Consider the following 22661-nt stretch of genomic DNA (forward strand, 5'->3'; position numbering starts at 1 on the left):
AGTTGTGCGAAATCTGGCCGAAAGCGTTTCCGAAGGACTTCCGAAGATAGTTTTTTCAGAAAAACCAAGCGCTTGCGTCATTGCGAGCCGATCGGCTCCGACGCCATGGTCAGCGGCATGAAGCCGATGTCGCCGCCGTCCCAAAGTGAAAGCGTGACGTAGATCGCATCGTTGCGCGGGGCCAGACTGAAGCCGCTGGGGCCATTGCGGCGATTGCGATCCACGCACAGCAGCGATTCGGCGTCGCCCAAGCGCCGAAGCGCGGAGGCGCAATCGGCCGTGGGCTGGAAGAAGTAGATGCGGCCATCCGCGGACACGGCCCAGGCCCGGTAACGGCCGGCCTCGGGAACTTCGGCATCGATCTCGCGGATGCTGCCCGGCGAGAGGACGAGATCGGCCTGCCACAGGCCGGAGCGCCCGGGCCGGGTGAACAACACCCGCCGGTTGGCCGCATCCACGCGGGCCACGGCGACGTCGGGAATGACCGCGAGGGCCTGCCACGGTCGGCTGCGCCGGTTGTAGAGGCGCAACTGCAGTCGGCCTTCCTCGCCCCCCGCGACCATAAGCAGACGATTGTCGTCGCCGGGCACGTAGACGGCCTGCACCACGTCGGCCTCCGGGCTCGGCAAGCGCACGACCTGGCCGCTCGCCGGCGTGATTTCGTACAGCCCGAAGCCGGCCGTGCCGTCGCCCACGACCAGCAGGCGTCGGCTGTCGCGCGACCAGTCCGGCGGATGCCAGGACTCGGGGCGCACGCCTTCGATCAATCGCAGCGACTCGGGGCGCTGCATGTCGACCCACCACAGGCCGAACTCGCCCGAGCGATCGGAGGTGAACGCCAACTGGTGGTCGTCCGGGGCGATCACCGGCAGGCGATCGCGACCCGACGAGGGAAACAGCCGGTCCATTTCGTGGCGGCCGTTCAACGCCATGCGGTGGATGCCGAAATAGCTGCGCGACTCATTGAAGGCCAGCGCCGGCACCTTGGCCGCGATCGTCGGTTCGATGGCGTCCTGGATGCCCATGTCGCGCAGCACGCCGCTGTCGAGGTCGACCTGCAACAAGCGGCTGGCGCTGCCGCTCCAGCGGCTGAGCACGATGCTGCGGCCGTCGGGCATCCAGTCCCAGCCGCGGATGTCCGCATGCAGGCGTGTCAGGCGCTGTGCATGGCCACCGCTGCTGGGAATGCGGTACAGGTCGCCGACCGGCGAGTTGCGCACGAACACGATCCAACGCCCGTCCGGCGAATAACGCGGCGAGAAGTCGACGTCACTGGTGACCGCGCCGTAGTCGAGCAGCCGCCACTCGCCGCTGGCCAGATCGAGCAGGCGCAGACCGGACCCCCCGGTGGGCGTACCGCGGCTGCCGAAGACCAGGCCGCGGCCGTCGTAGGTCCAGTCGAAGCTGGGCGGATTGCGCGGATCGCATTCGCCGACGCTGCGTTCGGTACCGCCGCTGGAAGGCAGCACCAGGACCCTGCAGTCGCGACCCGGCACCACGCGCAGGAACGCGATCTCGCGTCCGTTCGGCGACCAAGCCGGCGCGCTGTCGGCCGCTTCGCTCTCGGGATGGCTCAGCTGCCTCGGCGTGCTGGGATCGGTGGTCTGGACCATGATCGCCGTGCGGCGTTGTCCGGCCGGCACCGCCACGTAGGCGACCAGCGCGGCATCCGGTGACAGGCTCGGGCTGCTCTCGATCCCCGGCACCGAAGTGATCAGGCGATAGCCGGCCGTGGTCGATGCACCGCGCCCGCCGGCCTGAGCGTGGTGCGGCATGGCCGCGCCGGGCGCGTCGCGCCGCAACGACCACAGCAGCACAACGCCGAATACCAGCATCGCCACCGCGATCGCCGCGGCGACCGCGCGCCAGTCACCGCGCACGTCGCGCGGGGCCGGCGCATAGCGCGGACGCGTCGCTTGCGGCGGGCCTGGTTGCGCTGCCGGCATGGCCGGGGCCGGGGATTCCATCGGCTCCGGCGCGTCCAGCCACTCGACCGTCGCCAGCAGGCGATAGCCGAACTTGGCGATCGTCTCGATGTAATGGGGATTGCCGCGCTCGTCGTCGAACGCCTTGCGCAGCTGGGTGATGGCCTGGGTCACCACGTCGTCGGTCGGCAGCGTGCCCGCCCAGACCTGTGCGAGCAGCGCTTCACGGCTCATCACCCGCCCGCCCTGCTCGATCAGGGCTGCCAGCACACCGATCGCCTTGGGCGTGACGCGGCGCGGGCGCCGCGCGCCGGGCGCATGGATCTCGCGCAGCGGCATGTCCACCGTGCACTCGCCCACGCGCAGCCGCGCGGTCGGCAGCAATGGCGATGGCGGGGCAGGGTTCGACATGAAGAGGCGAAATGATGCGCAGGCGCGCGAAGGGGTGCCAGTGCGGTCAATGGAACCGACCGATGCGGCAAACGAGCTTGCCGTCACGGGAAAGGTATCGACCGTCGGGTCATTCTAAGGTTCACCGGTTACCCGGCCTGTACAGGCATTCAGCCTCGCTAGGTCCGGTTACCGGCAGACGCCCCCCGGCGTCATCTCCTCCAATAAGTCCCTTTGCGCCGGATCTGTCCTCCGGCGCTTTTTTTGGGCGACCCCGAAGTCCTGCTTGTTCTTCTCCCCGCTTGCGGGGAGGAGATGCCCGAAGGGCAGATGAGGGGCGCTTTTTGGCGCGACGCCTGACGGCCCTCACCCTGCGTTGCTAGGCAACGCTGCCCCTCTCCCCGCAAGCGTGGCGAGGCGCCAGTCCAGAGCATAAGTGGCTTGTTCTTCTCCCCGCCTGCGGGGAGAAGATGCCCGAAGGGCAGATGAGGGGCGCTTTTGGACGCGGCGTCTGACGACCCCTCACCCTGCGTCGCTACGCAACGCTGTCCCTCTCCCCGCAAGCGGGGCGAGGGAGTCCTCAGGCCTTGCGGTAAACCTCGGCGCCCTGCGCCAGGAATTCCTTCGACTTCTCCGCCATCCCCTCTTCCAGCGCGGCCGACTCCTCGACGCCGTGCTCGGCAGCGTAGTCGCGCACGTCCTGGGTGATCTTCATCGAGCAGAAGTGCGGGCCGCACATCGAGCAGAAGTGCGCGACCTTGTGCGCATCCTTGGGTAGCGTCTCGTCGTGGTATTCGCGGGCACGTTCCGGATCCAGACCAAGATTGAACTGGTCCTCCCAGCGGAACTCGAAGCGCGCCTTCGACAACGCGTTGTCGCGCGCCTGCGCACCCGGATGCCCCTTGGCCAGATCCGCCGCATGTGCGGCGATCTTGTACGCCATCAGGCCTTCGCGCACGTCGTGCTTGTTCGGCAGGCCGAGGTGTTCCTTCGGCGTGACGTAGCAAAGCATCGCCGTGCCGTACCAGCCGATCATCGCCGCGCCGATCGCAGAAGTGATGTGGTCGTAGCCCGGCGCGATGTCGGTGGTCAGCGGGCCGAGCGTATAGAACGGCGCTTCGCCGCACTCGCGCAGCTGCTTGTCCATGTTCTCTTTGATCAGCTGCATCGGCACGTGGCCGGGGCCTTCGATCATGGTCTGGACGTCATGCTTCCACGCGATCTTGGTCAACTCACCGAGCGTTTCCAGCTCGCCGAACTGCGCCGCGTCGTTGGCATCGGCGATCGAACCCGGACGCAAACCGTCGCCAAGCGAGAAGGCCACGTCGTAGGCCTTCATGATTTCGCAGATTTCCTCGAAGTGCGTGTAGAGGAAATTCTCCTTGTGATGCGCCAGGCACCACTTCGCCAGGATCGAACCGCCGCGACTCACGATGCCAGTGACGCGCTTGGCGGTCAGCGGCACGTAGCGCAGCAGCACGCCGGCGTGGATGGTGAAATAGTCCACGCCCTGCTCGGCCTGTTCGATCAGGGTGTCGCGGAAGATCTCCCAAGTGAGCTCTTCGGCGCGGCCATCGACCTTCTCCAGTGCCTGGTAGATCGGCACCGTACCGATCGGCACCGGCGAGTTGCGGATGATCCACTCGCGGGTTTCGTGGATGTGCTTGCCGGTCGACAGGTCCATCACCGTGTCGGCGCCCCAGCGGATCGCCCACACCAGCTTCTCGACTTCCTCGGCAATGCCCGACGACACCGCGCTGTTGCCGATGTTCGCGTTGACCTTGGTGAGGAAGTTGCGGCCGATGATCATCGGCTCGCTTTCCGGATGGTTGATGTTGTTCGGAATGATCGCGCGGCCGCGGGCCACTTCGTCACGCACGAATTCCGGGGTGATCAACTTCTGGATATTGGCGCCGAAGTGCTCGCCCGGATGCTGGCGCAGCAGGTGCGCCTCGCGGATCGCCTCGATGCGCTGGTTCTCGCGGATCGCGATGTATTCCATCTCCGGCGTGACGATGCCCTTCTTCGCGTAGTGCATCTGCGACACATTGGCGCCGCTGAGCGCAACGCGCGGCTGCGGACGCGAACGGAAGCGCACCGCATCGAGCTTGGGATCGGTCTCGCGGGCACGACCGAATTCCGACGACAGCGCCGACAACAACCGGGTATCGCCACGCTCGGCGATCCACTGCGCACGCAGCGGCGCCAGACCGGCGGCCAGGTCGATGCGCGCCTCCGGATCGGTATACGGACCCGAGCAGTCGTAGACCGCGAACGGCGCGTTGTCCTCGCCTCCGAACATGGTCGGCGTCTTCGTCAGCGCGATCTCGCGCATCGGCACGCGGATGTCCGGGCGCGAGCCTTCGACATGGATCTTGGTCGAGCCGGGAATCGGGCGGGTGACGTCGGCCGACAGTTGTTCGGCCTGCTGGAGGAGCTGGGAGGGAACGGCGTTCATCTGGTTCGTCCGGTTCTGTTGCGTGGAGCAACGTCGCAACGGCCGTTCTGGCTGCCGAATTTCACCCCGCGCTACGGCGCGTTCAATGCTATGGCAACCGGAAAAGTCATCGCGGCGTGGCGCGACGAAGCGGGCGGCGCACGAATCGCAAGGCAATCCGGCGAAGCTTCCCTACGGCGGTCTCAACCGCATCAGGTTCGAAGGGTGTGTCTCAACCGGCACAGGCCGGTACCCCCGCTTCGGGCGGTATTAGACCACACCCCCGCGTGGGGCATGGCCCAGGAAAAGTGGACCGTTCCGTGCCCTGTCTCGCGTAATTACCGGGCATGGACCCCAGCAGCATCATCGTGACCCGCATGAACCGCCCCCCGGGCGGCCGCCAGCGCATCGCGAACCGGGTGCTCGCGCGCCTCGGCACGAAACTGAGGGTGGCGCCACCGCCCTACCACTGGGGCTACGGCAACGTCGAGTCGCGCATGAACGTGTTCCACCTGGCCAGCCAGACCTGCGCCTACAACGTCCCTGGGGACTTGGTCGAAGTGGGTTGCGCAACCGGCGAATCGTCGACCGTGGTCCAATCGGTGTTGTCGGCGAGCGGCGACCACAGCAAGCAGTTCCACGTCTACGACAGCTTCGAGGGCCTGCCCGAACCGACCGGCGTCGATGCCGCCGACGGCATCTACCGCAAGGGCGACATGATCGCGCCGCTCGAACAGTTCGAGGCGAACTTCCGGCGCGCCGGCGTCGCAACGCGGCCGGTCGTCCATAAGGGCTGGTTCGAGGACACCATTCCATCGCAGCTGCCCGAGCGCATCAGCTTCGCCATCCTCGACGGTGACCTGTATTCCTCCATGACGCACGTGCTGCCCCATATCTATGCGCGAATGTCACCGGGAGCGATCGGTTTCTTCTGCGTCTACTACGATCCGACGGTGTACGCGTGCCCAGGCATCCGCGACACCTACGTCTCGCCGGGGGTGAGGCGCGCAGCCGACGAGTTCTTCGCCGACAAGCCCGAGAAGGTTTCGGTGCTGTATGCGAACGAATATTCGAACGGCTATTTTCGAAAGCTCTAATGCGGCTGAACCTGAATTCATTGCGGTAGCGAAACCATTTCTTCCGAAACGGAAATCCGGATTCACTATTACCTTTGGTGATATCGCCGCATCAGGCGTTGACACGGTTCCGAACGACGTGATTTCCTGAACTCATGACGCAGCGCAACAACCACTTCCCGATCGCCATCACCCAGCCGCAAGGCTCGGCGGTCGTGCTGCGCGCAGCCCTCATTACGCTCGCCACCGTCGCGCTTATTACCGTACTTGTACTTATTACCGGGCCAATCAGCGCGGAGTACGGGTTTGTGTAAGTAAGACACCACAACCCAGGTCTAGATCCAAAGACCCCGCGCCTGAGAAGGCGCGGGGTTTTTGTTTTCTACGGCCTGAATTTTCCACGAAGCAGTCGCAGGAACGTTCAGACGTGAGAAGCAACGCCATCAAGCAAGGACCCGCACGTGCTCCGGCCCGCGCGATGCTGCGCGCCACCGGGCTCGACGATGCCGCCATCGCCAAGCCGCTGGTTGCAGTCGTGCATACCTGGTCGGACGTGTCGCCGTGCAACCTCACGTTGCGCGATCTCGCCCAGCATGTGCGCGCCGGCGTGATCGCCGGTGGCGGCACGCCGATCGAGTTCAACACGATCGCGGTCACCGACGGCATCGCGATGGGCTCCGAGGGCATGCGCGCGTCGCTGGTGTCGCGCGAGACCATCGCCGATTCGATCGAGCTCGCGGTCAATGGACACTGCCTCGATGCGGTGGTGATGCTGGTCGGCTGCGACAAGACCATTCCCGCGGCGGCAATGGCGGCCGCGCGTTTGAACATCCCGACCGTGATCCTGTACGGCGGCACGATCATGCCGGGACATTGCCCAAAACGCGCCGCAGCGAGGCCCGAGGAAGACCGCGCGCTCACCGTACAGGACGTGTTCGAAGCCGTCGGTGCGCACGCCGCCGGCAAGATCGACGACCGCGAACTGCATCGCATCGAATCGCACGCCTGCCCCGGCGCGGGCGCGTGTGGCGGCCAGTTCACCGCCAACACGATGGCGATGGTGCTGACCTTCCTCGGCCTGTCGCCGCTGCAGCTCAACGACATCCCGGCGGTCCATGTCGACAAGCCCGTCGCCGCCCATGCCTGCGGCGAACTGGTGATGCAGCTCCTGCGCGATGGCGGCCCGAGACCGCGCGACATCCTCTCTCCCGTCGCGTTGCGCAACGCGGCGCGCGCGGTCTCGGCCACCGCCGGTTCCACCAACGCGGCGCTGCATCTGCTGGCGATCGCGCACGAAGCAGGTGTCGCCTTCGACCTGGACGAGTTCGAAGCGGCCGCGCGCACGCCGGTCATCGCCGACCTGAAGCCCGGTGGTCGCTATACCGCGGCGGAGATGTTCGAGTACGGCGGCACCGCGCTGGTCGCGCGCGAACTGCGTGCGGCCGGGTTGATCGAAGACATTCCGACCGTCACCGGCCGCCGCTTCTTTGCCGAACTCGATGAAGTTCCGGTCGCAGCCGCCCAGGACGTGGTGCGTCCGATCGCTTCGCCGATCAAGCCGCGCGGCGGCTACTCGATCCTGTACGGAGATCTCGCTCCCGAGGGCTGCATCCTCAAGCTCGCCGGCCACGGCCGCGAACACTTCGAAGGCCCGGCGCGCGTGTTCGATTCCGAGGAAGCCGCGTTCGCCGCGGTGCAGGCGCGACTGATCAACGCAGGCGATGTGGTCGTGATCCGCTTCGAAGGCCCCGCCGGCGGTCCTGGCATGCGCGAGATGCTCGCGGTCACAGCCGCGCTGGTCGGCCAGGGCCTCGGCAACGACGTCGCGCTGATCACCGATGGCCGCTTCAGCGGCGCCACGCACGGCTTCATGGTCGGTCACATCGCGCCGGAAGCCGCACGCGGCGGACCGATCGCCAAGCTGCGCGAAGGCGACACCGTACGCATCGATGTCGCGCAGCGCCGCATCGATGTCGACGCCGACCTGCGCGTGCGCCCTGCCAAACGCATGGCGCCGCGCGTCACTACCGGCGTGCTCGCCAAATACGCGCTTGCGGTCGGTTCCGCGTCGCGCGGCGCGGTTACCGCACCGGGCCCGCTTTCGCACGTGCTTCGCATGGACGCGTCCGACGCCAACGACTCCACTTCTGCATTCGTTCGTTCGGCCGCCGACCTGGCGGACGAAGTAATCGTCGTCTGATCCCGCAGTTCCAGCTTCACAACCAGTTCGATCACCACCTCTTCCGATCCACCACAGGACACCACCATGACCAGCACCACCCAGCCCCGCATCGCGATCGTCGGTTACGGCAGCCAGGGCCGCGCCCATGCACTGAACCTGCGCGACTCCGGCTTCGACGTCACCATCGGCCTGCGCCCGGGCGGCCCCACGGAGATCAAGGCGAAGGCCGACGGCTTCACCGTGAAGACGCCCGCCGAGGCGGTGAAAGACGCCGAACTCGTCGCCGTGCTCACGCCCGACATGGTCCAGCCGCAGCTCTACGGCGAAGTGATCGAGCCGAACATCGCCAAGGGCGCCTGCCTGCTGTTCGCGCACGGCTTCAACGTGCACTACGGTCAGATCTCGCCGCGCGAGGACCTCGATGTCGTGCTCGTTGCACCGAAGGGTCCGGGCGCGCTGGTCCGTCGAGAGTACGAGATCGGTCGCGGCGTTCCGTCGGTGTATGCGGTCTACCAGGACAAGAGCGGCAAGGCGGAGCAGTTCGCGCTGACCTATTGCGCCGGCATCGGTGGCGCACGTCAGAACGCGATCAAGACCACCTTCAAAGAAGAAACCGAAACCGACCTGTTCGGCGAACAGGCCGTGCTCTGCGGCGGCGCGACCAAGCTCGTGCAGGCCGGCTGGGAAACCCTGGTCGAAGCCGGCTATCAACCGGAGGTCGCCTACTACGAGTGCCTGCACGAACTGAAGCTGATCGTCGACCTGTTCTACGAAGGCGGCATCACCCGCATGCACGAGTTCATCAGCGAGACCGCGCAGTACGGCGCGCTGACCCGCGGCAACTACGTGGTCGACGACAACACCCGCACGCAGATGAAGAAGGTGCTGACGGAGATCCAGGACGGCACCTTCGCGCGCCAGTGGATCGCCGAGTACGCCGCCGGCAACGCCAACTACAAGGCGATGAAGCAGGCCGACCTCGATCATCCGATCGAAGCGGTCGGCAAGAAGCTGCGCGCCAACATGAAGTGGCTGTCGACCGCGCCGCAGGCGACCAAGCCCGCCGCCGCACCGCAGACCGAGGCCGCGTGATGAATGGCGCCCGCTGGCTGGTGCAGGCCCTCGTCGCCGAAGGCATCGACACGCTGTTCGGGTATCCGGGCGGCGCGATCATGCCGTTCTACGACGCGCTGCATGGCGTATCGGAACTGAAGCACGTTCTGGTCCGCCACGAGCAGGGCGCGGCGTTCGCCGCGAACGGTTATGCGCGGGCCAGCGGGCGCGTCGGTGTATGCGTGGCGACGTCCGGCCCCGGCGCGTCGAACCTGGTCACCGGCATCGCCGATGCGATGCTGGATTCGGTGCCGATGGTGGTCATCACCGGCCAGGTGCCGACCACGCTGATGGGTACCGATGCGTTCCAGGAACTGGACGTGTTCGGCATGACGCTACCGATGGTGAAGCACAGCTTCATCGCGCGCCGCGTCGAGGACCTGCCGCGCATCGTCGGCGAAGCGTTCCGCCTGGCGCGCTCCGGCCGCCCCGGCCCGGTGCTGATCGATCTGCCCAAGGACGTGCAGAACGGCGACGCCTCACGCGTGGCGCCACACGTGTCGTTGGGCATCGATGATGTTGATGCGCCGATGGATGCGTCGCTACACGCGGCGCTGGCTCTGATCTCGCAGGCCGACCGGCCGGTGATCTATGGCGGTGGCGGCATCGCGCTCGGTGACGCGATGGCAGCGTTTCGCACCTTCGTCGACGCCACCCAGATCCCGACGGTGCTGACGCTGAAGGGGCTGGGCGCACTGCCGGCGCAGCATCCGCTCAATCTCGGCATGCTCGGCATGCACGGCACCCGCGCGGCCAACCTGGCCGTGCAGGAGAGCGACCTGCTGATCGTGGTCGGCGCGCGCTTCGACGACCGCGCCACCGGCAAACTGGCCGAATTCGCTCCGCATGCGCGCGTCGTGCACATGGACCTGGATGCCTGCGAGATCGGCAAGCTGCGCCACGCCGATGCCGGCGTGCGCGGCGATATCACCACTACGCTGACCAAACTGACCTTGCCGTGCGCCGCGCATCTCCATGGTCGCCACGGCGCCGCGCGCCGGCAGTGGCGTGCGCTGTGCCAGCAGCGTGCACGCGAAGGTGCGGCACGTTATGACGCGCCGGGCGAGACCGTGTACGCGCCGGCATTGCTCAAGCGCCTGTCCGAACTCGCGCCCGATGCCGTCGTCGCCTGCGACGTCGGCCAGCACCAGATGTGGGTCGCGCAGCACTGGCGCTTCGACGATCCGCGCAAGCACCTGACCTCCGGCGCGCTCGGCGCGATGGGCTTCGGCCTGCCGGCGGCGATCGGTGCACAGCTCGCGCTTGATAAATGCAGGGAACCGGAGGCGCGCGTGGTCTGCGTCAGCGGCGACGGCTCGTTCCTGATGAACGTGCAGGAGCTTGCAACGCTGCGCCGCTACGGCCTGCCCGTGAAGATCGTGCTGCTCGACAACCAGGCGCTGGGCATGGTGCGGCAGTGGCAGGAGCTGTTCTTCGATAAGCGCTATTCGGAGATCGACCTGTCCGACAACCCCGACTTCGGAGCCGTTGCCACTGCATTCGGCGTCGAGGCGCTGCATGTCGATCGCGCCGATGCAGTCGAAGCCGCGCTGCAGGCGCTGCTCGACGCGAAGGGTCCGGCGCTGCTGCACGTCGCCATCGACCAGGCCACCAACGTGTGGCCACTGGTTCCACCCAACCGCAACAACGCGGAGATGCTCGATCCGCAACGCGACGACACCGTCGCTCCCTCATACGCCAATCCACAGGAGGACGCCCATGCGCTACCAGCTTGATCTCACTCTGCGCCATGCCGAAGGTGCCCTCGCCCGCGTACTGGGCACGGCCGAGCGCCGCGGCTTCCAGCCGATCAGCGTCGACGGCGAAGCACAGCCCGACGGCGATCGTTGGCATCTGCGCATGACCGTCGAAGGCGAACGTGCGCCCGAATCGCTGCAGCAACAGTTGGAGAAGCTGTACGACTGTCTCGCGGTGGAGGTCTCGCTATGTCGATGAGCTCGCCGCGGGACGCTGTGCTTGTCTCCTCCCCTTGCTCGCGCAGCGAGCAGGGCGAGGCCGGGAGGGGGTATGAGGCGCGGAGCGCCGAAGCCTTTTCGGGTGCCGCCACGATCAAAAGCACCCCTCCCCAGCCCTCCCCTTTGCCTTCGGCAAAAGGGAGGGAGCAGAGCCCGCAGATCTGGTTCGACGGCCGCTTCATCGACGCCAGCGCGGACGGCGCGCCGCTGACCACGCATGCCATGCATTACGGCAGCGGCGTGTTCGAGGGCATCCGCGCGTATGCAACGGTCGACGGTGGCAGCGCCGTATTCCGTCTTCCCGAACACCTGGAACGCATGCGCAAGGGCTGCGAGCTGTTGGGCATCCCGTTCGATGTCGCCGAAGCCACCGAGGCCACGCTGCAGATCCTGCGCCGCAACGGCCATCGCGACGCCTACGTGCGTCCGCTGGCCTGGTGCGGCACCGGCTCGATCGGCCTGGACGTCGCGCCGCTGAGCAAGCACCTGATGGTCGCGACCTTCCCGACCAACGTGCACCTGGCCGGCGCGCACGTGCGTCTGGGCACCTCGAGCTGGCGGCGCAATCCCGCCACTTCGTTGCCGCCGCTGAAGCTGTGCGGCGCCTACGTCAATTCGATCCTGGCCAAGCACGAGGCCAAGCAGCGCGGCTTCAATGAGGCGCTGTTCGTCGATGAGCAGGGCTATATCGTCGAGTGCACCGGCGCCAACGTGTTCATGGTGCGCGGCTACCGGATCACCGCAGTAGAGCATCGCGACGCGCTGGCGGGCATCACCCGCGACACCGTGATCGCGTTGACCAGTGCGCAATCGCGACCGGTGCGCTACGAAGAGCTGGCAGAAGCCGATGCCGTATTCGTCTGCGGCACGGCCGCGGAGATCACCCCGGTCGCCGAACTGGACACGCGCCGCTTCGACGACCACCGCGTTGCCACGGAGCTGGTGCAGCAGTATCGGCGCGTGGTTCGCGGTGAAGACGCCGCTTACGCGCATTGGCTGACGACTGTATGAGCACGTCGGCGCCCGCCTCCGTTCGTCCTGAGCGTAGGGCCGCAGGCCCGAAGTCGAAGGACTCGCGCATGGTCGGGTGCTTCGACTTCGCCGCTGCGCGGCTACGCTCAGCACGAGCGGGATTCATCCGCTCGGCACGAGCGGAAGTCATTGGCTCAACACGAAGGGGAGCGCGGTGATGAGCGCTTCCGTTACGGACTTGCCCGTAAGCGCTGCCGATGTATTGGCGGCGCAGGCGCGGCTGCGTCGCTATCTCAATCCCACGCCGCTGCACTATGCCGAACGCTTCGGCTGCTGGCTGAAACTGGAGAACCTGCAGCGCACCGGTTCGTACAAGGTGCGCGGCGCGATGAACGCGCTGCTGGCGGCGCGCGAACGCGGCGATACGCGCCCGACCATCGCCGCGTCCGCCGGCAATCACGCACAGGGCCTGGCGTGGGCGGCCTACAGATTGGGTCTGCAAGCGATCACGGTGATGCCGCGCACCGCACCGGAAACCAAGATCGCCGGCGTCGCGCATTGGGGCGCCACCGTGCGCCTGCATGGCGACAGCTATGACGAGGCCAAGGCCTTCGCCGCCGAACTCGCCGCGCAGCACGATTTCCGCCTGCTGTCCGCGTTCGACGATGCGGACGTGATCGCCGGTCAAGGCACGGTCGGGCTGGAAATGGCCGCGCTGATGCCGGACGTGGTGCTGGTTCCCATCGGTGGCGGCGGACTGGCGTCCGGCGTGGTGCTGGCGCTGAAGTCGCAGGGCGTGCGCGTAGTCGGCGCGCAGGTCGAGAACGTGGATTCGATGGCGCGTGCCTTGCGCGGCGATCTGGAAATATGCGAACCCGCGACCACGCTCGCCGATGGCGTACGGGTGAAGGAGCCCGGCGCGCTGACTCAGAAGGTGCTGCGCGCGCTGCTCGACGACGTGGTGATCGTGCGCGAGGCCGAACTGCGCGAGACGCTGGTGCGGCTTGCGCTGGAAGAACACGTGATCGCCGAAGGCGCCGGTGCATTGGCGTTGGCTGCAGGCCGCCGCGTCGCCGGCAAGCGCAAATGCGCAGTGGTATCCGGCGGCAACGTCGATGCCGGCGTGCTCGCGAAGCTGCTGTGCGATGTGCGTCCGCGTCCGCCGCGCAAGCCGCGCCGGCGTGTGCAGGAGCCGCTCCCAGCGACGGGCATGACGCGACCGGTGCTGGACGAAGCCGCCGCCAAGGCCGGCATGCAGGCCCGACTTAGGCAGGCTGCCCCGACGACGCTCGCGCCTGGCGCGAACCTGGTTGCGGCAGCCGTCCCGCGCACTCCCTCCGCTGCTTCCACCACCGAAAACACGCCAAAAGAGGACTGCTTGACGTGAATGATTCCATTCCGAGCGACGTAGCACGCGTCGCCACGCCCGCCCCGATCCGCATCTTCGACACCACCCTGCGCGACGGCGAACAGTCGCCGGGCTTCACCATGAACGCCGCGCAGAAGATCCTGTTCGCGCACGCGCTGGCCGATCTCGGCGTCGACGTGATCGAAGCCGGCTTCCCCAACAGCTCGCCCGCCGACTTCAACGCGGTGCAGACCATCGCCCGCGAGGTGCGCGGCGCCTCGATCGCCGCACTGGCGCGCTGCCACCCCGCCGACATCGAGGCCTGCGCCAGCGCGCTGCAACACGCCGCCGCGCCACGCATCCACACCTTCATTTCCACCAGCCCGCTGCACCGCCAGCACAAGCTCAACATGAGCCGCGCGCAGGTGATCGAGCACACGATCATGGGCGTGAGCCTGGCGCGCAAGCACGTCGACGACGTCGAGTTCTCCGCCGAAGACGCGCTGCGCACCGAGCGCGAGTTCCTGGTCGAAGTGTTCGACGCCGCGATCGAAGCCGGCGCGCGCACGCTCAACGTGCCCGACACGGTCGGCTACACCACGCCCGCTGAGATTCGTGCGCTGTTCGAATATCTGCGCGCCAACGTGAAGGGCGCCGAGCACGTCGTGTTCAGTGCGCACTGCCACAACGATCTGGGATTGGCCGTCGCCAACTCGCTGGCCGCGGTCGAAGGCGGCGCGCGCCAGGTCGAATGCACGATCAACGGTATCGGCGAACGCGCCGGCAATGCCGCGCTGGAAGAGCTGGTGATGGCGCTGAAGGTGCGCGGCGCGTACTACAACGTCGGCACCGGCATCGACACCCGCCGATTGCTGCCGACCTCGCGCCTGCTCTCGCGCATCACCGGTAACCAGGTACAGCGCAACAAGGCGATCGTCGGCGCCAATGCCTTCGCGCACGAGTCCGGCATCCATCAGCACGGCATGCTGAAGAACCGCGATACCTACGAAATCATGCGGCCGCAGGACGTGGGCTGGGAGGACTCGCAGCTGGTGCTGGGTCGCCACAGTGGCCGCGCCGCGGTCGCCAATCGCCTGCGCCATCTGGGCTACATATTGGAAGACGCGCAACTGGACCAGGTGATCGCCGATGCCAAGGCACTGACCCAGACCCAGCACGTGATCAGTGATCGCGACCTGCAGCGGCTGGTCGAGGGCGAGAGTTTTGGCCCGGGTTGGCGCGTCTCCGCCTTAAGTCTGACCGACTACGGCCAGCGCACACGCGCACACGTGGACCTGTCCGATCCGGACGGCCGGCACGTGATCCAGAGCGCCGAAGGCGAAGGCCCGGTGGCCGCGTTGTTCGCCGCGCTCGCACAGGCGACCGGCGTCGACTTCGTGCTCGAGACCTACGAGGTGCACAGCATGGGCGTCGGTGCCGACGCACGCGGCGAGGCCAACCTCAGCGCGCGCATCGACGACGACACCCTGACCGGACAAGGCACCAGCCGCGACGTGCTCGAAGCCAGCGCGATCGCGTGGCTCGATGTCGCCAACCGCGTGTTGCGCGGGCACAGGGTGCAGCCGCGTGTCGCAGTGAGTGCGTGATTCCCTCGCTCGTCATTCCTGCGCAAGCAGGAACCCAGCGACTTTCGCCTGAGCACCAAGGCGCTGGGTTCCCGCGTTCGCGGGAATGACGAGCAACAGCAACGGACAAAGACACAGAAAAGAGCACTGTTCAATGACTCCCAGAACCCTATTCGACAAATTGTGGGACGCGCACGTGGTCACGCCGGAAAGCGAGGCCGCGCCGGCCATGCTCTACATCGACCTGCACCTGATCCACGAAGTCACCTCGCCGCAGGCCTTCACCGAACTCGACGCGCGCGACCTGCCGCTGCGCTGTCCTGAACGCACCAAGGCCACCCTCGACCATTCCACGCCGACGCTGCCCGCCGACGCGCACGGCGTCCTGCCGTACGTCAGCGAAGCCGCACAGACCCAGGTTCAGACGCTGCGCGAGAACTGCGCGCGCTTCGGTGTCGAGCTGTTCGATTTCGACAGCGCGCACCGCGGCATCGTCCACGTGATCGGCCCGGAGCTTGGCCTGACCCAACCCGGCATGACCATCGTCTGCGGCGACAGCCACACCGCCACGCATGGTGCTTTTGGAGCATTGGCCTTCGGCATCGGCACCAGTGAAGTCAGCCATGTGATGGCCACGCAATGCCTGCTGCAACGCAAGCCCAAGACGCTGGCGATCACGGTCGACGGCGAACTCGCGCCCGGCGTGACCGCGAAGGATCTGATCCTGCACGTGATCGGCGTGATCGGCGTCAATGGCGGCACCGGCCACGTCATCGAATATCGCGGCGAAGCGATCCGCGCGATGTCGATGGACGAGCGCATGACCGTGTGCAACATGTCGATCGAAGCCGGCGCGCGTGCAGGCCTGATCGCGCCGGACGAAACCACGTTCGAATATCTGGCGCATACGCCACGTGCGCCACAGGGCGATGACTTCGCCCGCGCAGTCGAGTACTGGCAACAGTTCCGCAGCGACGACGGCGCCCGCTTCGATCGCGAGGTGCACATCGATGCGCGCGACATCCAGCCGACCATCACCTGGGGCACGCATCCGGGCCAGGTCGTCGCACTCAGCGGCAACGTATCGGCCAGTGCCGACAGCGATGAAGCCAAGGCGCGCCAATACATGGGCTGGGACGCCGGTGCCGCGGTCGCGGGTCGTGCGGTCGACGTGGTGTTCGTCGGCAGCTGCACCAACTCGCGACTGAGCGACCTGCGCGCGGCGGCGGAGGTGCTGCGCAACCGTCGCGTGCATCCGCGTGTGCGCATGCTGGTCGTGCCCGGTTCGGAGCAGGTCAAGCGCGACGCGGAGGCCGAGGGCATCCACGACATCGTGCGCGCCGCCGGCGCGGAGTGGCGCGAGCCCGGCTGCTCCATGTGCATCGCCATGAACGGCGACCTGGTCGGTCCCGGCCAGCTCGCAGTCTCGACCAGCAATCGCAACTTCGAAGGCCGCCAGGGCAAGGGCGCACGCACCGTGCTCGCCTCGCCCGCGACGGCCGCAGCCTGCGCGGTTGCCGGCGAGATCACCGATCCGCGCAAGTTCCTGCAACCGGAGGCGGCGTGATGAATCCCGCTTCCTTTACAACGTTCGCTGCTTCCCGTCATCCCCGCGCAAGCGGGGACCCAGTGGCTTTGCTTCTGTCAGCCGCAGCAGCGGAAGAAGCAACCGCAACCCCAAAGACCCTGGGTTCCCGCGTTCGCGGGAATGACGAACAAATGCAACCGTGTGGCCGGGAGATCTCCTGATGCATGCCTTCAAAGAACTCACCTCGCGTACCGTCGTGCTGCGCGAACGCAACATCGACACCGACCAGATCATTCCGGCGCGCTTCCTCACCACCACCGAGCGCAAGGGCCTGGGCAAGCACGCCTTCAGCGACTGGCGCACGCTGCCGAACGGGTCGACCAACCTCGCCTTTCCGTTCAACCTGGCCGAGAACGTCAACGCACGCATCCTCGTCGCCGGGCGCAACTTCGGCTGCGGTTCCTCGCGCGAGCACGCGCCGTGGGCGCTGCTCGATCTCGGCCTGCGCGCGGTGATCAGCAGCGAAATCGCCGACATCTTTCGTAGCAACGCATTGAAGAACGGTCTGCTGCCGATCGTGCTAGATGACGCGATCGTCGACGAACTGCTTGACCAACCCGGGATCGAACTCGCTATCGATGTCGCCACCCGCAGCGTCGCGTTGCCCGACGGCCGGCGCTTCGAATTCCCGCTCGACGCCTTCGCCCAGACTTGCCTGCTCGAAGGCGTGGATCAGCTCGGCTACCTGCTCAAGCAGCACGCGGCGATCGAACGCTTCGAAGCCGGACGCAATGCCCATCCGTACTCCCACGTCGCTACTACCGAGGTTTCCCATGCACGCTGACATCGTCGTCCTGCCCGGTGACGGCATCGGTCCCGAAGTCACCGCTGCGGCGGTGGAAGTGCTGCGCGCCGTGGCCGCACGCTACGGCCACAGCTTCACCTTCACCGAGAAGCTGATCGGCGGCGCCGCGATCGATGCCACTGGCGAGCCGCTGCCACTGGACACGCTGGCGGCCGCACGGAAGGCCGATGCGGTGCTGCTCGGCGCGGTCGGCGGCCCGAAGTGGTCCGATCCCAAGGCCAAGGTGCGCCCGGAACAGGGCCTGCTCGCGATCCGCAAGGCACTGGGCCTGTACGCCAACCTGCGTCCGGTGAAGCCGCACGCGGTCGCGCTCGGCGCCTCACCGATCAAACCGCACCTGCTGCAGGGCGTCGACCTGATCGTGGTGCGCGAGCTCACCGGCGGCATCTACTTCGGCCAGAAGCAGCGCACCGCCGAATCAGCCAGCGATCTGTGCGAATACAGCGTCGATGAAGTCAAACGCGTGGTGCGCCACGCCTGCCGCCTCGCCCTGCAGCGCAGTGGTCGCGTCACATCGGTTGACAAGGCCAACGTGCTGGAAACCTCCCGCCTGTGGCGCGAAGTCGCCACGCAGGTGGTGCGCGACGAATTCCCCGACGTGGCGCTGGAGCACCAGCTGGTGGATTCGATGGCGATGCACCTGCTCGCCAAGCCGCGCGAGTACGACGTGATCGTCACCGAGAACATGTTCGGCGACATCCTCACCGATGAGGCCTCGATGCTGGCCGGCTCGCTGGGCTTGCTGCCGTCGGCTTCCCTGGGCGAAGGCCGCGTCGGCCCTTCGACTTCGGCTTCGCCTACGCTCAGGACAGGCCTGTACGAACCCATCCACGGTTCCGCACCCGACATCGCTGGCCAGGGCATCGCCAATCCCTACGCGGCCATCCTCAGCGCGGCACTGCTGTTGCGGCATTCGCTGGGCCTGGAAGCCGAGGCGCAATGCGTCGAGAAGGCGGTCTCCAACGCCTTGGACGCCGGGCATCTCACTGCAGACCTTGCCGCCGGGAAGCCGGCAATCGGTACGCGCGCCGCCACTGCCGCGGTCATCGAACAGCTGCAGTTGCCGTGCCAGGTGACCGAGTTGCGCGACTAGGGAGCTGGTTGGGAGCTAATCCTTCGTCATCCCGGCGAATGCCCGGGATCCAGTATTTCCGTACTTTCCGAAGAGCTGGATCCCGGCGTTCGCCGGGATGACGAACAAAAGCGAGTCCGGACAGGCCGCTACCACTCGTTTCACCCGTAAGATTATTTGACAGCCCGCCGCACGCCCCGTTATCACTTCGTCCATGCACGCCGCCCTCGCCACCGCCCGCACGATCCGCAGCCAGGCTGCGCGTATCGGCGTGGCCGTGGCGACGATTACCACCACCCGCACTACCACCGGTACCGGTACCAGGTGGCGGATGCGGTTGGGCGTCGTGGACTGAGAATCCATCACCCCGCCCCGCATCCGGACCGGATGCGGGGCAACCCCCTCCGGCCGTTGCGGGGCTTATCAGGAGCCCCCGCATGTCCGTCGCACCACCTTCCGACCCAGCTGCCGCCGCGGCGCTTCAAGGACGCCTGTCCGGTCAACCGCGCCCGGCTGAGCCCGTGCTTGTCTGCCAGGCGCACAAGTTCGGCGGCACCAGCCTCGCCACCGCGGACCGCTTCCGCAATGTCGCGACGCTGCTGAACGATTACGGCTTCTCGCGCGTGGTCGTGGTCTCGGCGATGCAGGGCGTCACCGATGCCCTGAGCGGCCTGGCCAACGCCGCACTGGCGAAGAAGCCCTGGGAAGAAGAGTTCCGCGACCTGCGCGACCGCCACCTCAGCACCGCGCGCGAGCTGGACGCGAGCGAGACCTACGCGCTCGCCGCCTGGCTGGAACAGGAGTTCCTCGCACTGCACGCCGCTTTGTCGGCGCCGTCGCGCAAACCCGAGTGGTTCGCCACGATCCAGGGCCTGGGCGAAGTCTGGTCCTCGCGGATGCTGAAGGCCACGCTCGATTGCGACGTGTTCAAGTGGGGCGTGATGGACGCGCGCGAAGTGCTGGAAGTGCACGCGGGCGAGCTGGGTGTCGGCGTCGATTGGACGGCCAGCCGCAGCAAGCTCGCGATGTGGCGCGCCGCCAACCCGCAGACCAACGTGATCGTCACCGGCTTCATCGCCCGCGACGGCGGCGGTGCGGTCACCACGTTGGGCCGCAACGGCAGCGATTACTCGGCGGCGATCTTCGCCGTGTTGTTCGACGCCACCCTGCTGACCATCTGGACTGACGTCGATGGCGTACTCAGCGCCGATCCGCGCCTGGTGCCCGATGCGGTGTGCCTGGAATCGATGTCCTATGCGGAAGCCTGCGAACTCGCCTACTTCGGCGCCAAGGTGCTGCATCCGCAGACGATGGCGCCGGCGATGAACGCCGGGCTGCCGATCCGCATCCGCAACACGCTCAATCCCGATAGCCCCGGCACGCTGATCACCGAGCAATCCGTGCCGGCCGCCTCGCCGGTGAAGGGACTCAGCCTTGTCCCCGACATGGCGCTGCTGGAGCTCACCGGCGCCGGCCTGATCGGCGTGCCCGGCACGGCCGAGCGCATGTTCGCCGCGCTGCACACCGCGAGCGTGTCGGTGACGATGATTTCGCAGGGCTCCTCCGAACACTCGATCTGCTGCGTGCTGCGTGCCGATCAGGCCGAGCGCGGACGCATGGCGGTGCAGGCCGCGTTCCGCGATGCGATCGCCGATGGTCTGGTCGAGGGAGTACGCATCACCTCCGGTGTGGCCGTGCTCGCCGCCGTCGGCGATGGCATGGTCGGCACACCCGGCGTATCGGCGCGCCTGTTCGCCGGACTCGCGCAGGCGCGGGTGAACATCCGCGCAATCGCGCAAGGCGCCAGCGAACGCAACGTCTCGGTGGCGATCGATGCCGACGATGCCACGCGTGGCTTGCGCGCTGCACATTCCGCGTTCTGGCTGTCGCCGCAGACCTTGTCGGTCGGCATCATCGGCCCCGGTAATGTCGGTCGCGCCCTGCTCGCGCAATTGGCGCAGGCGGCCACGCGCTACAGCGGCTTGGGTGTCAGTGGTCTCGACCTGCGCCTGCGCGCCATCGCCAACAGCCAGCGCATGCATCTGGCGCCGCGTCGACTCGATCCGGCGGAAGCGGTGGAAGCGCTGGAACTGGGCCAGCCGCTCGACTTCGACCGCTTCGCCGCACATGTGCGCGCCGAGCACCTACCGCACGCGATGATCGTCGACTGCAGCGGCAGCGACGCGGTCGCCGCGCATTACGAGGCCTGGCTCGCCGCCGGCATCCATGTGGTCACGCCGAACAAGCACGCCGGCTCCGGCCCGCTGGAGCGCTACCGCGCGATCCAGGCCGCGACCCGCAACGGCGGCCACTTCCGTTACGAAGCCACGGTCGGCGCCGGGCTACCGGTGATCCAGACACTGCGCAGCCAGCTGGACACCGGCGATGAACTGACCGAAGTCGAAGGCGTGTTCTCCGGCACGCTGGCGTGGCTGTTCAACAAGTACGACGGCAGCGTGCCGTTCTCGCAGCTGGTATCCGAAGCGCGCGCCCTGGGCTATACCGAACCGGATCCGCGCGACGACCTTTCCGGCATCGACGTGGCGCGCAAGCTGGTCATCCTCGCGCGCGAAGCGGGGCGCGAGTTGTCGATGGAAGATGTCGCGATCGAGAGTCTCGTGCCGCCGGAGCTGCGCGCGATAAATCGTGAGGAATTCCTGGCGCGCCTGTCCGAGCTCGATGCACCGTTGCAGGTGCGGCTGGATGCGGCACGCCGCGAAGGCCGCGCGCTGCGCTATCTGGCCCGGCTCGACCGCGACGGCAATGCGCGCGTCGGCCTGGTTTCGCCGGAACCGCAGCATCCCGCGCTGCATAGCCAACTCACCGATAATCTCATCCAGTTCCGCACCCGCCGCTATGCCAGCAATCCGCTGGTAGTACAGGGACCCGGCGCAGGCCCGGATGTCACGGCCGCAGGCGTATTCGGCGATATCCTCGCCATCGCCCAGGCGCTGGGAGCACGTCCATGACCCTTCGACTCCGCTCCGCTACGCTCAGGACGCACGGTCCAATACTCCCAACTTCCGTTTGTCCTGAGCGTAGGGCCGAAGGCCCGAAGTCGAAGGACCCTTCGCAAACTTCACGTTTCAACGCCATGACCGCAAGACAGGCCATCGCCTTCGCCCCCGCCAGCGTCGGCAACATCGGCGTCGGTTTCGACCTGCTCGGCCACACCATCGCCGGCCCCGGCGACCGCGCGCGGGTCACGCGCATCAACGAACCCGTGGTGCGCATCACCGCCATCGAGGGCGATGTGGAAGGCGCCGCGCTGTTGCCGCTGGAAGCCGAGGCGAATACCGCGGGCCGCGCGCTGATCGAATTGCGCCAACGCCATGGCATTGCGCACGGCTTCGAACTGCAGCTGCACAAGGGCATTCCACTCGGCTCCGGCCTGGGCGGCTCGGCCGCGTCGTGCGTCGCGGCCCTGGTCGCGGCGAACGCGGTGCTCGACACGCCGCTGTCGCGCGACGAGCTCTATCTCCTCGCCCTGATCGGCGAAGCCGTCGCCAGCGGCAGCGTGCACGGCGACAACGTCGCGCCGATGCTGTTCGGCGGTGTGGTGCTGGCGACCGCGACGCGCGCGATTCCACTGGCGGCGCCGGATCTGTACTGCGCCGCGGTGCATCCGCATTTCGTGTTGGAGACACGACGCGCACGTGCGGCCCTGGCGGTGCCGTATGCGATCAGCGAGTTCGTGCACCAGAGCGAATTCCTGGCGCTGTTCCTCACCGGCCTGGCGCGCGGAGACCGCACGCTGATCGCCGAAGGCCTGCGTGATGGGCTGGTCGAGCCACGCCGCGCGCCGCTGATTCCCGGCTTCGCCGAGGTGAAGGCCGCGGCGCTCGCGCACGGTGCGCTGGGCGCGAGCATCTCTGGCGCAGGTCCGACCGTGTTCGGCTGGTTCAACAGCGCGGATGAGGCGTCGTGGGCGGGGCACGCGATGCAGGTCGCCTTCGCCGCCACCGGACTGGAAAGCGATGTCTACATCTCGCCGGTGAACGGACCGCGCGCGGAAGTGATCGCGCATTGAGCCCTTCTGCCCCTCCCTTTCGCCGCAGGCGAAGGGGAGGGTTGGGGAGGGGTGCTTTTGCTGTTGCTCCTGCTCCATAAAGCAACAGCAAAAGCACCCCTCCCCAACCCTCCCCTGCGCTGCGTGCAAGGGAGGGAGCCAAAATCAAGAGCCAGAACCAC

General features: G+C 67.1%; 17 protein-coding genes and 1 riboswitch. Of the genes, 15 read left to right on the forward strand and 2 right to left on the reverse strand.

Going from position 1 to position 22661, the window contains the following annotated elements; genetic code table 11:
• Positions 1-77: 77 nt before the first annotated feature.
• Both ACYVGK_RS06490 and thiC read right to left on the reverse strand, forming a co-directional pair.
• Positions 78-2336 (reverse strand): winged helix-turn-helix domain-containing protein, encoded by a 2259-nt coding sequence (locus ACYVGK_RS06490; RefSeq protein ID WP_460732484.1) that lies wholly within the window; start codon positions 2334-2336, stop codon positions 78-80.
• Positions 2337-2895: 559 nt separating this feature from the next.
• Positions 2896-4773, reverse strand: coding sequence for a phosphomethylpyrimidine synthase ThiC (gene thiC / locus ACYVGK_RS06495; RefSeq protein ID WP_460732485.1), 1878 nt, complete (start codon positions 4771-4773; stop codon positions 2896-2898).
• Positions 4774-4923: 150 nt separating this feature from the next.
• Positions 4924-5019: riboswitch (TPP riboswitch) on the reverse strand.
• Between the two features lie 80 nt (positions 5020-5099).
• On the opposite strand from thiC, the gene ACYVGK_RS06500 reads away from it, so the two are divergent.
• The 15 genes from ACYVGK_RS06500 to ACYVGK_RS06570 all read left to right on the forward strand — a co-directional run bounded on the left by ACYVGK_RS06500 (position 5100) and on the right by ACYVGK_RS06570 (position 22500).
• A complete protein-coding gene (locus ACYVGK_RS06500) occupies positions 5100-5849 on the forward strand; it encodes a TylF/MycF/NovP-related O-methyltransferase (RefSeq protein ID WP_460732486.1) in 750 nt (249 codons plus the stop codon).
• A gap of 134 nt (positions 5850-5983) precedes the next feature.
• Positions 5984-6142, forward strand: a complete 159-nt coding sequence (locus ACYVGK_RS06505; protein ID WP_460732487.1) for a hypothetical protein — start codon at positions 5984-5986, stop codon at positions 6140-6142.
• Positions 6143-6255: 113 nt separating this feature from the next.
• The gene (ilvD, locus tag ACYVGK_RS06510) at positions 6256-8028 is read left to right on the forward strand and encodes a dihydroxy-acid dehydratase (RefSeq protein ID WP_460732488.1); all 1773 of its coding nucleotides are present in this window, start codon (positions 6256-6258) and stop codon (positions 8026-8028) included.
• Between the two features lie 66 nt (positions 8029-8094).
• Positions 8095-9102 (forward strand): ketol-acid reductoisomerase, encoded by a 1008-nt coding sequence (ilvC, locus tag ACYVGK_RS06515; protein WP_460732489.1) that lies wholly within the window; start codon positions 8095-8097, stop codon positions 9100-9102.
• Positions 9102-10859, forward strand: a complete 1758-nt coding sequence (ilvG, locus tag ACYVGK_RS06520; RefSeq protein ID WP_460732490.1) for an acetolactate synthase 2 catalytic subunit — start codon at positions 9102-9104, stop codon at positions 10857-10859. Before ilvC ends, ilvG begins: the two co-directional genes overlap by 1 nt.
• The gene (locus ACYVGK_RS06525; RefSeq protein WP_460732491.1) at positions 10843-11079 is read left to right on the forward strand and encodes an ACT domain-containing protein; all 237 of its coding nucleotides are present in this window, start codon (positions 10843-10845) and stop codon (positions 11077-11079) included. The genes ilvG and ACYVGK_RS06525 overlap by 17 nt, the downstream gene beginning before the upstream one ends.
• Positions 11080-11222: 143 nt before the next feature.
• Positions 11223-12110, forward strand: coding sequence for an aminotransferase class IV (locus ACYVGK_RS06530; RefSeq protein WP_460732492.1), 888 nt, complete (start codon positions 11223-11225; stop codon positions 12108-12110).
• Positions 12111-12288: 178 nt separating this feature from the next.
• On the forward strand, positions 12289-13458 hold the full coding sequence (locus tag ACYVGK_RS06535) for a threonine dehydratase (protein WP_460732493.1): 1170 nt from the start codon (positions 12289-12291) through the stop codon (positions 13456-13458).
• Positions 13455-15026, forward strand: a complete 1572-nt coding sequence (locus ACYVGK_RS06540; protein ID WP_460732494.1) for a 2-isopropylmalate synthase — start codon at positions 13455-13457, stop codon at positions 15024-15026. The genes ACYVGK_RS06535 and ACYVGK_RS06540 overlap by 4 nt, the downstream gene beginning before the upstream one ends.
• A gap of 133 nt (positions 15027-15159) precedes the next feature.
• Positions 15160-16572 (forward strand): 3-isopropylmalate dehydratase large subunit, encoded by a 1413-nt coding sequence (leuC, locus tag ACYVGK_RS06545; protein ID WP_460732495.1) that lies wholly within the window; start codon positions 15160-15162, stop codon positions 16570-16572.
• Between the two features lie 181 nt (positions 16573-16753).
• Positions 16754-17377, forward strand: a complete 624-nt coding sequence (gene leuD, locus ACYVGK_RS06550; RefSeq protein ID WP_460732496.1) for a 3-isopropylmalate dehydratase small subunit — start codon at positions 16754-16756, stop codon at positions 17375-17377.
• Positions 17367-18491 (forward strand): 3-isopropylmalate dehydrogenase, encoded by a 1125-nt coding sequence (gene leuB / locus ACYVGK_RS06555; protein ID WP_460732497.1) that lies wholly within the window; start codon positions 17367-17369, stop codon positions 18489-18491. The genes leuD and leuB overlap by 11 nt, the downstream gene beginning before the upstream one ends.
• A gap of 193 nt (positions 18492-18684) precedes the next feature.
• Entirely contained in the window at positions 18685-18825 is a 141-nt protein-coding gene (locus ACYVGK_RS06560) for a hypothetical protein (RefSeq protein ID WP_460732498.1), read from the forward strand.
• Between the two features lie 82 nt (positions 18826-18907).
• Complete coding sequence (thrA, locus tag ACYVGK_RS06565; RefSeq protein ID WP_460732499.1) at positions 18908-21439, forward strand: bifunctional aspartate kinase/homoserine dehydrogenase I; 2532 nt, start codon at positions 18908-18910, stop codon at positions 21437-21439.
• 125 nt (positions 21440-21564) lie between these two features.
• The gene (locus ACYVGK_RS06570; RefSeq protein WP_460732500.1) at positions 21565-22500 is read left to right on the forward strand and encodes a homoserine kinase; all 936 of its coding nucleotides are present in this window, start codon (positions 21565-21567) and stop codon (positions 22498-22500) included.
• Positions 22501-22661 lie beyond the last annotated feature (161 nt).

Source organism: Lysobacter tyrosinilyticus (genome assembly GCF_054779815.1).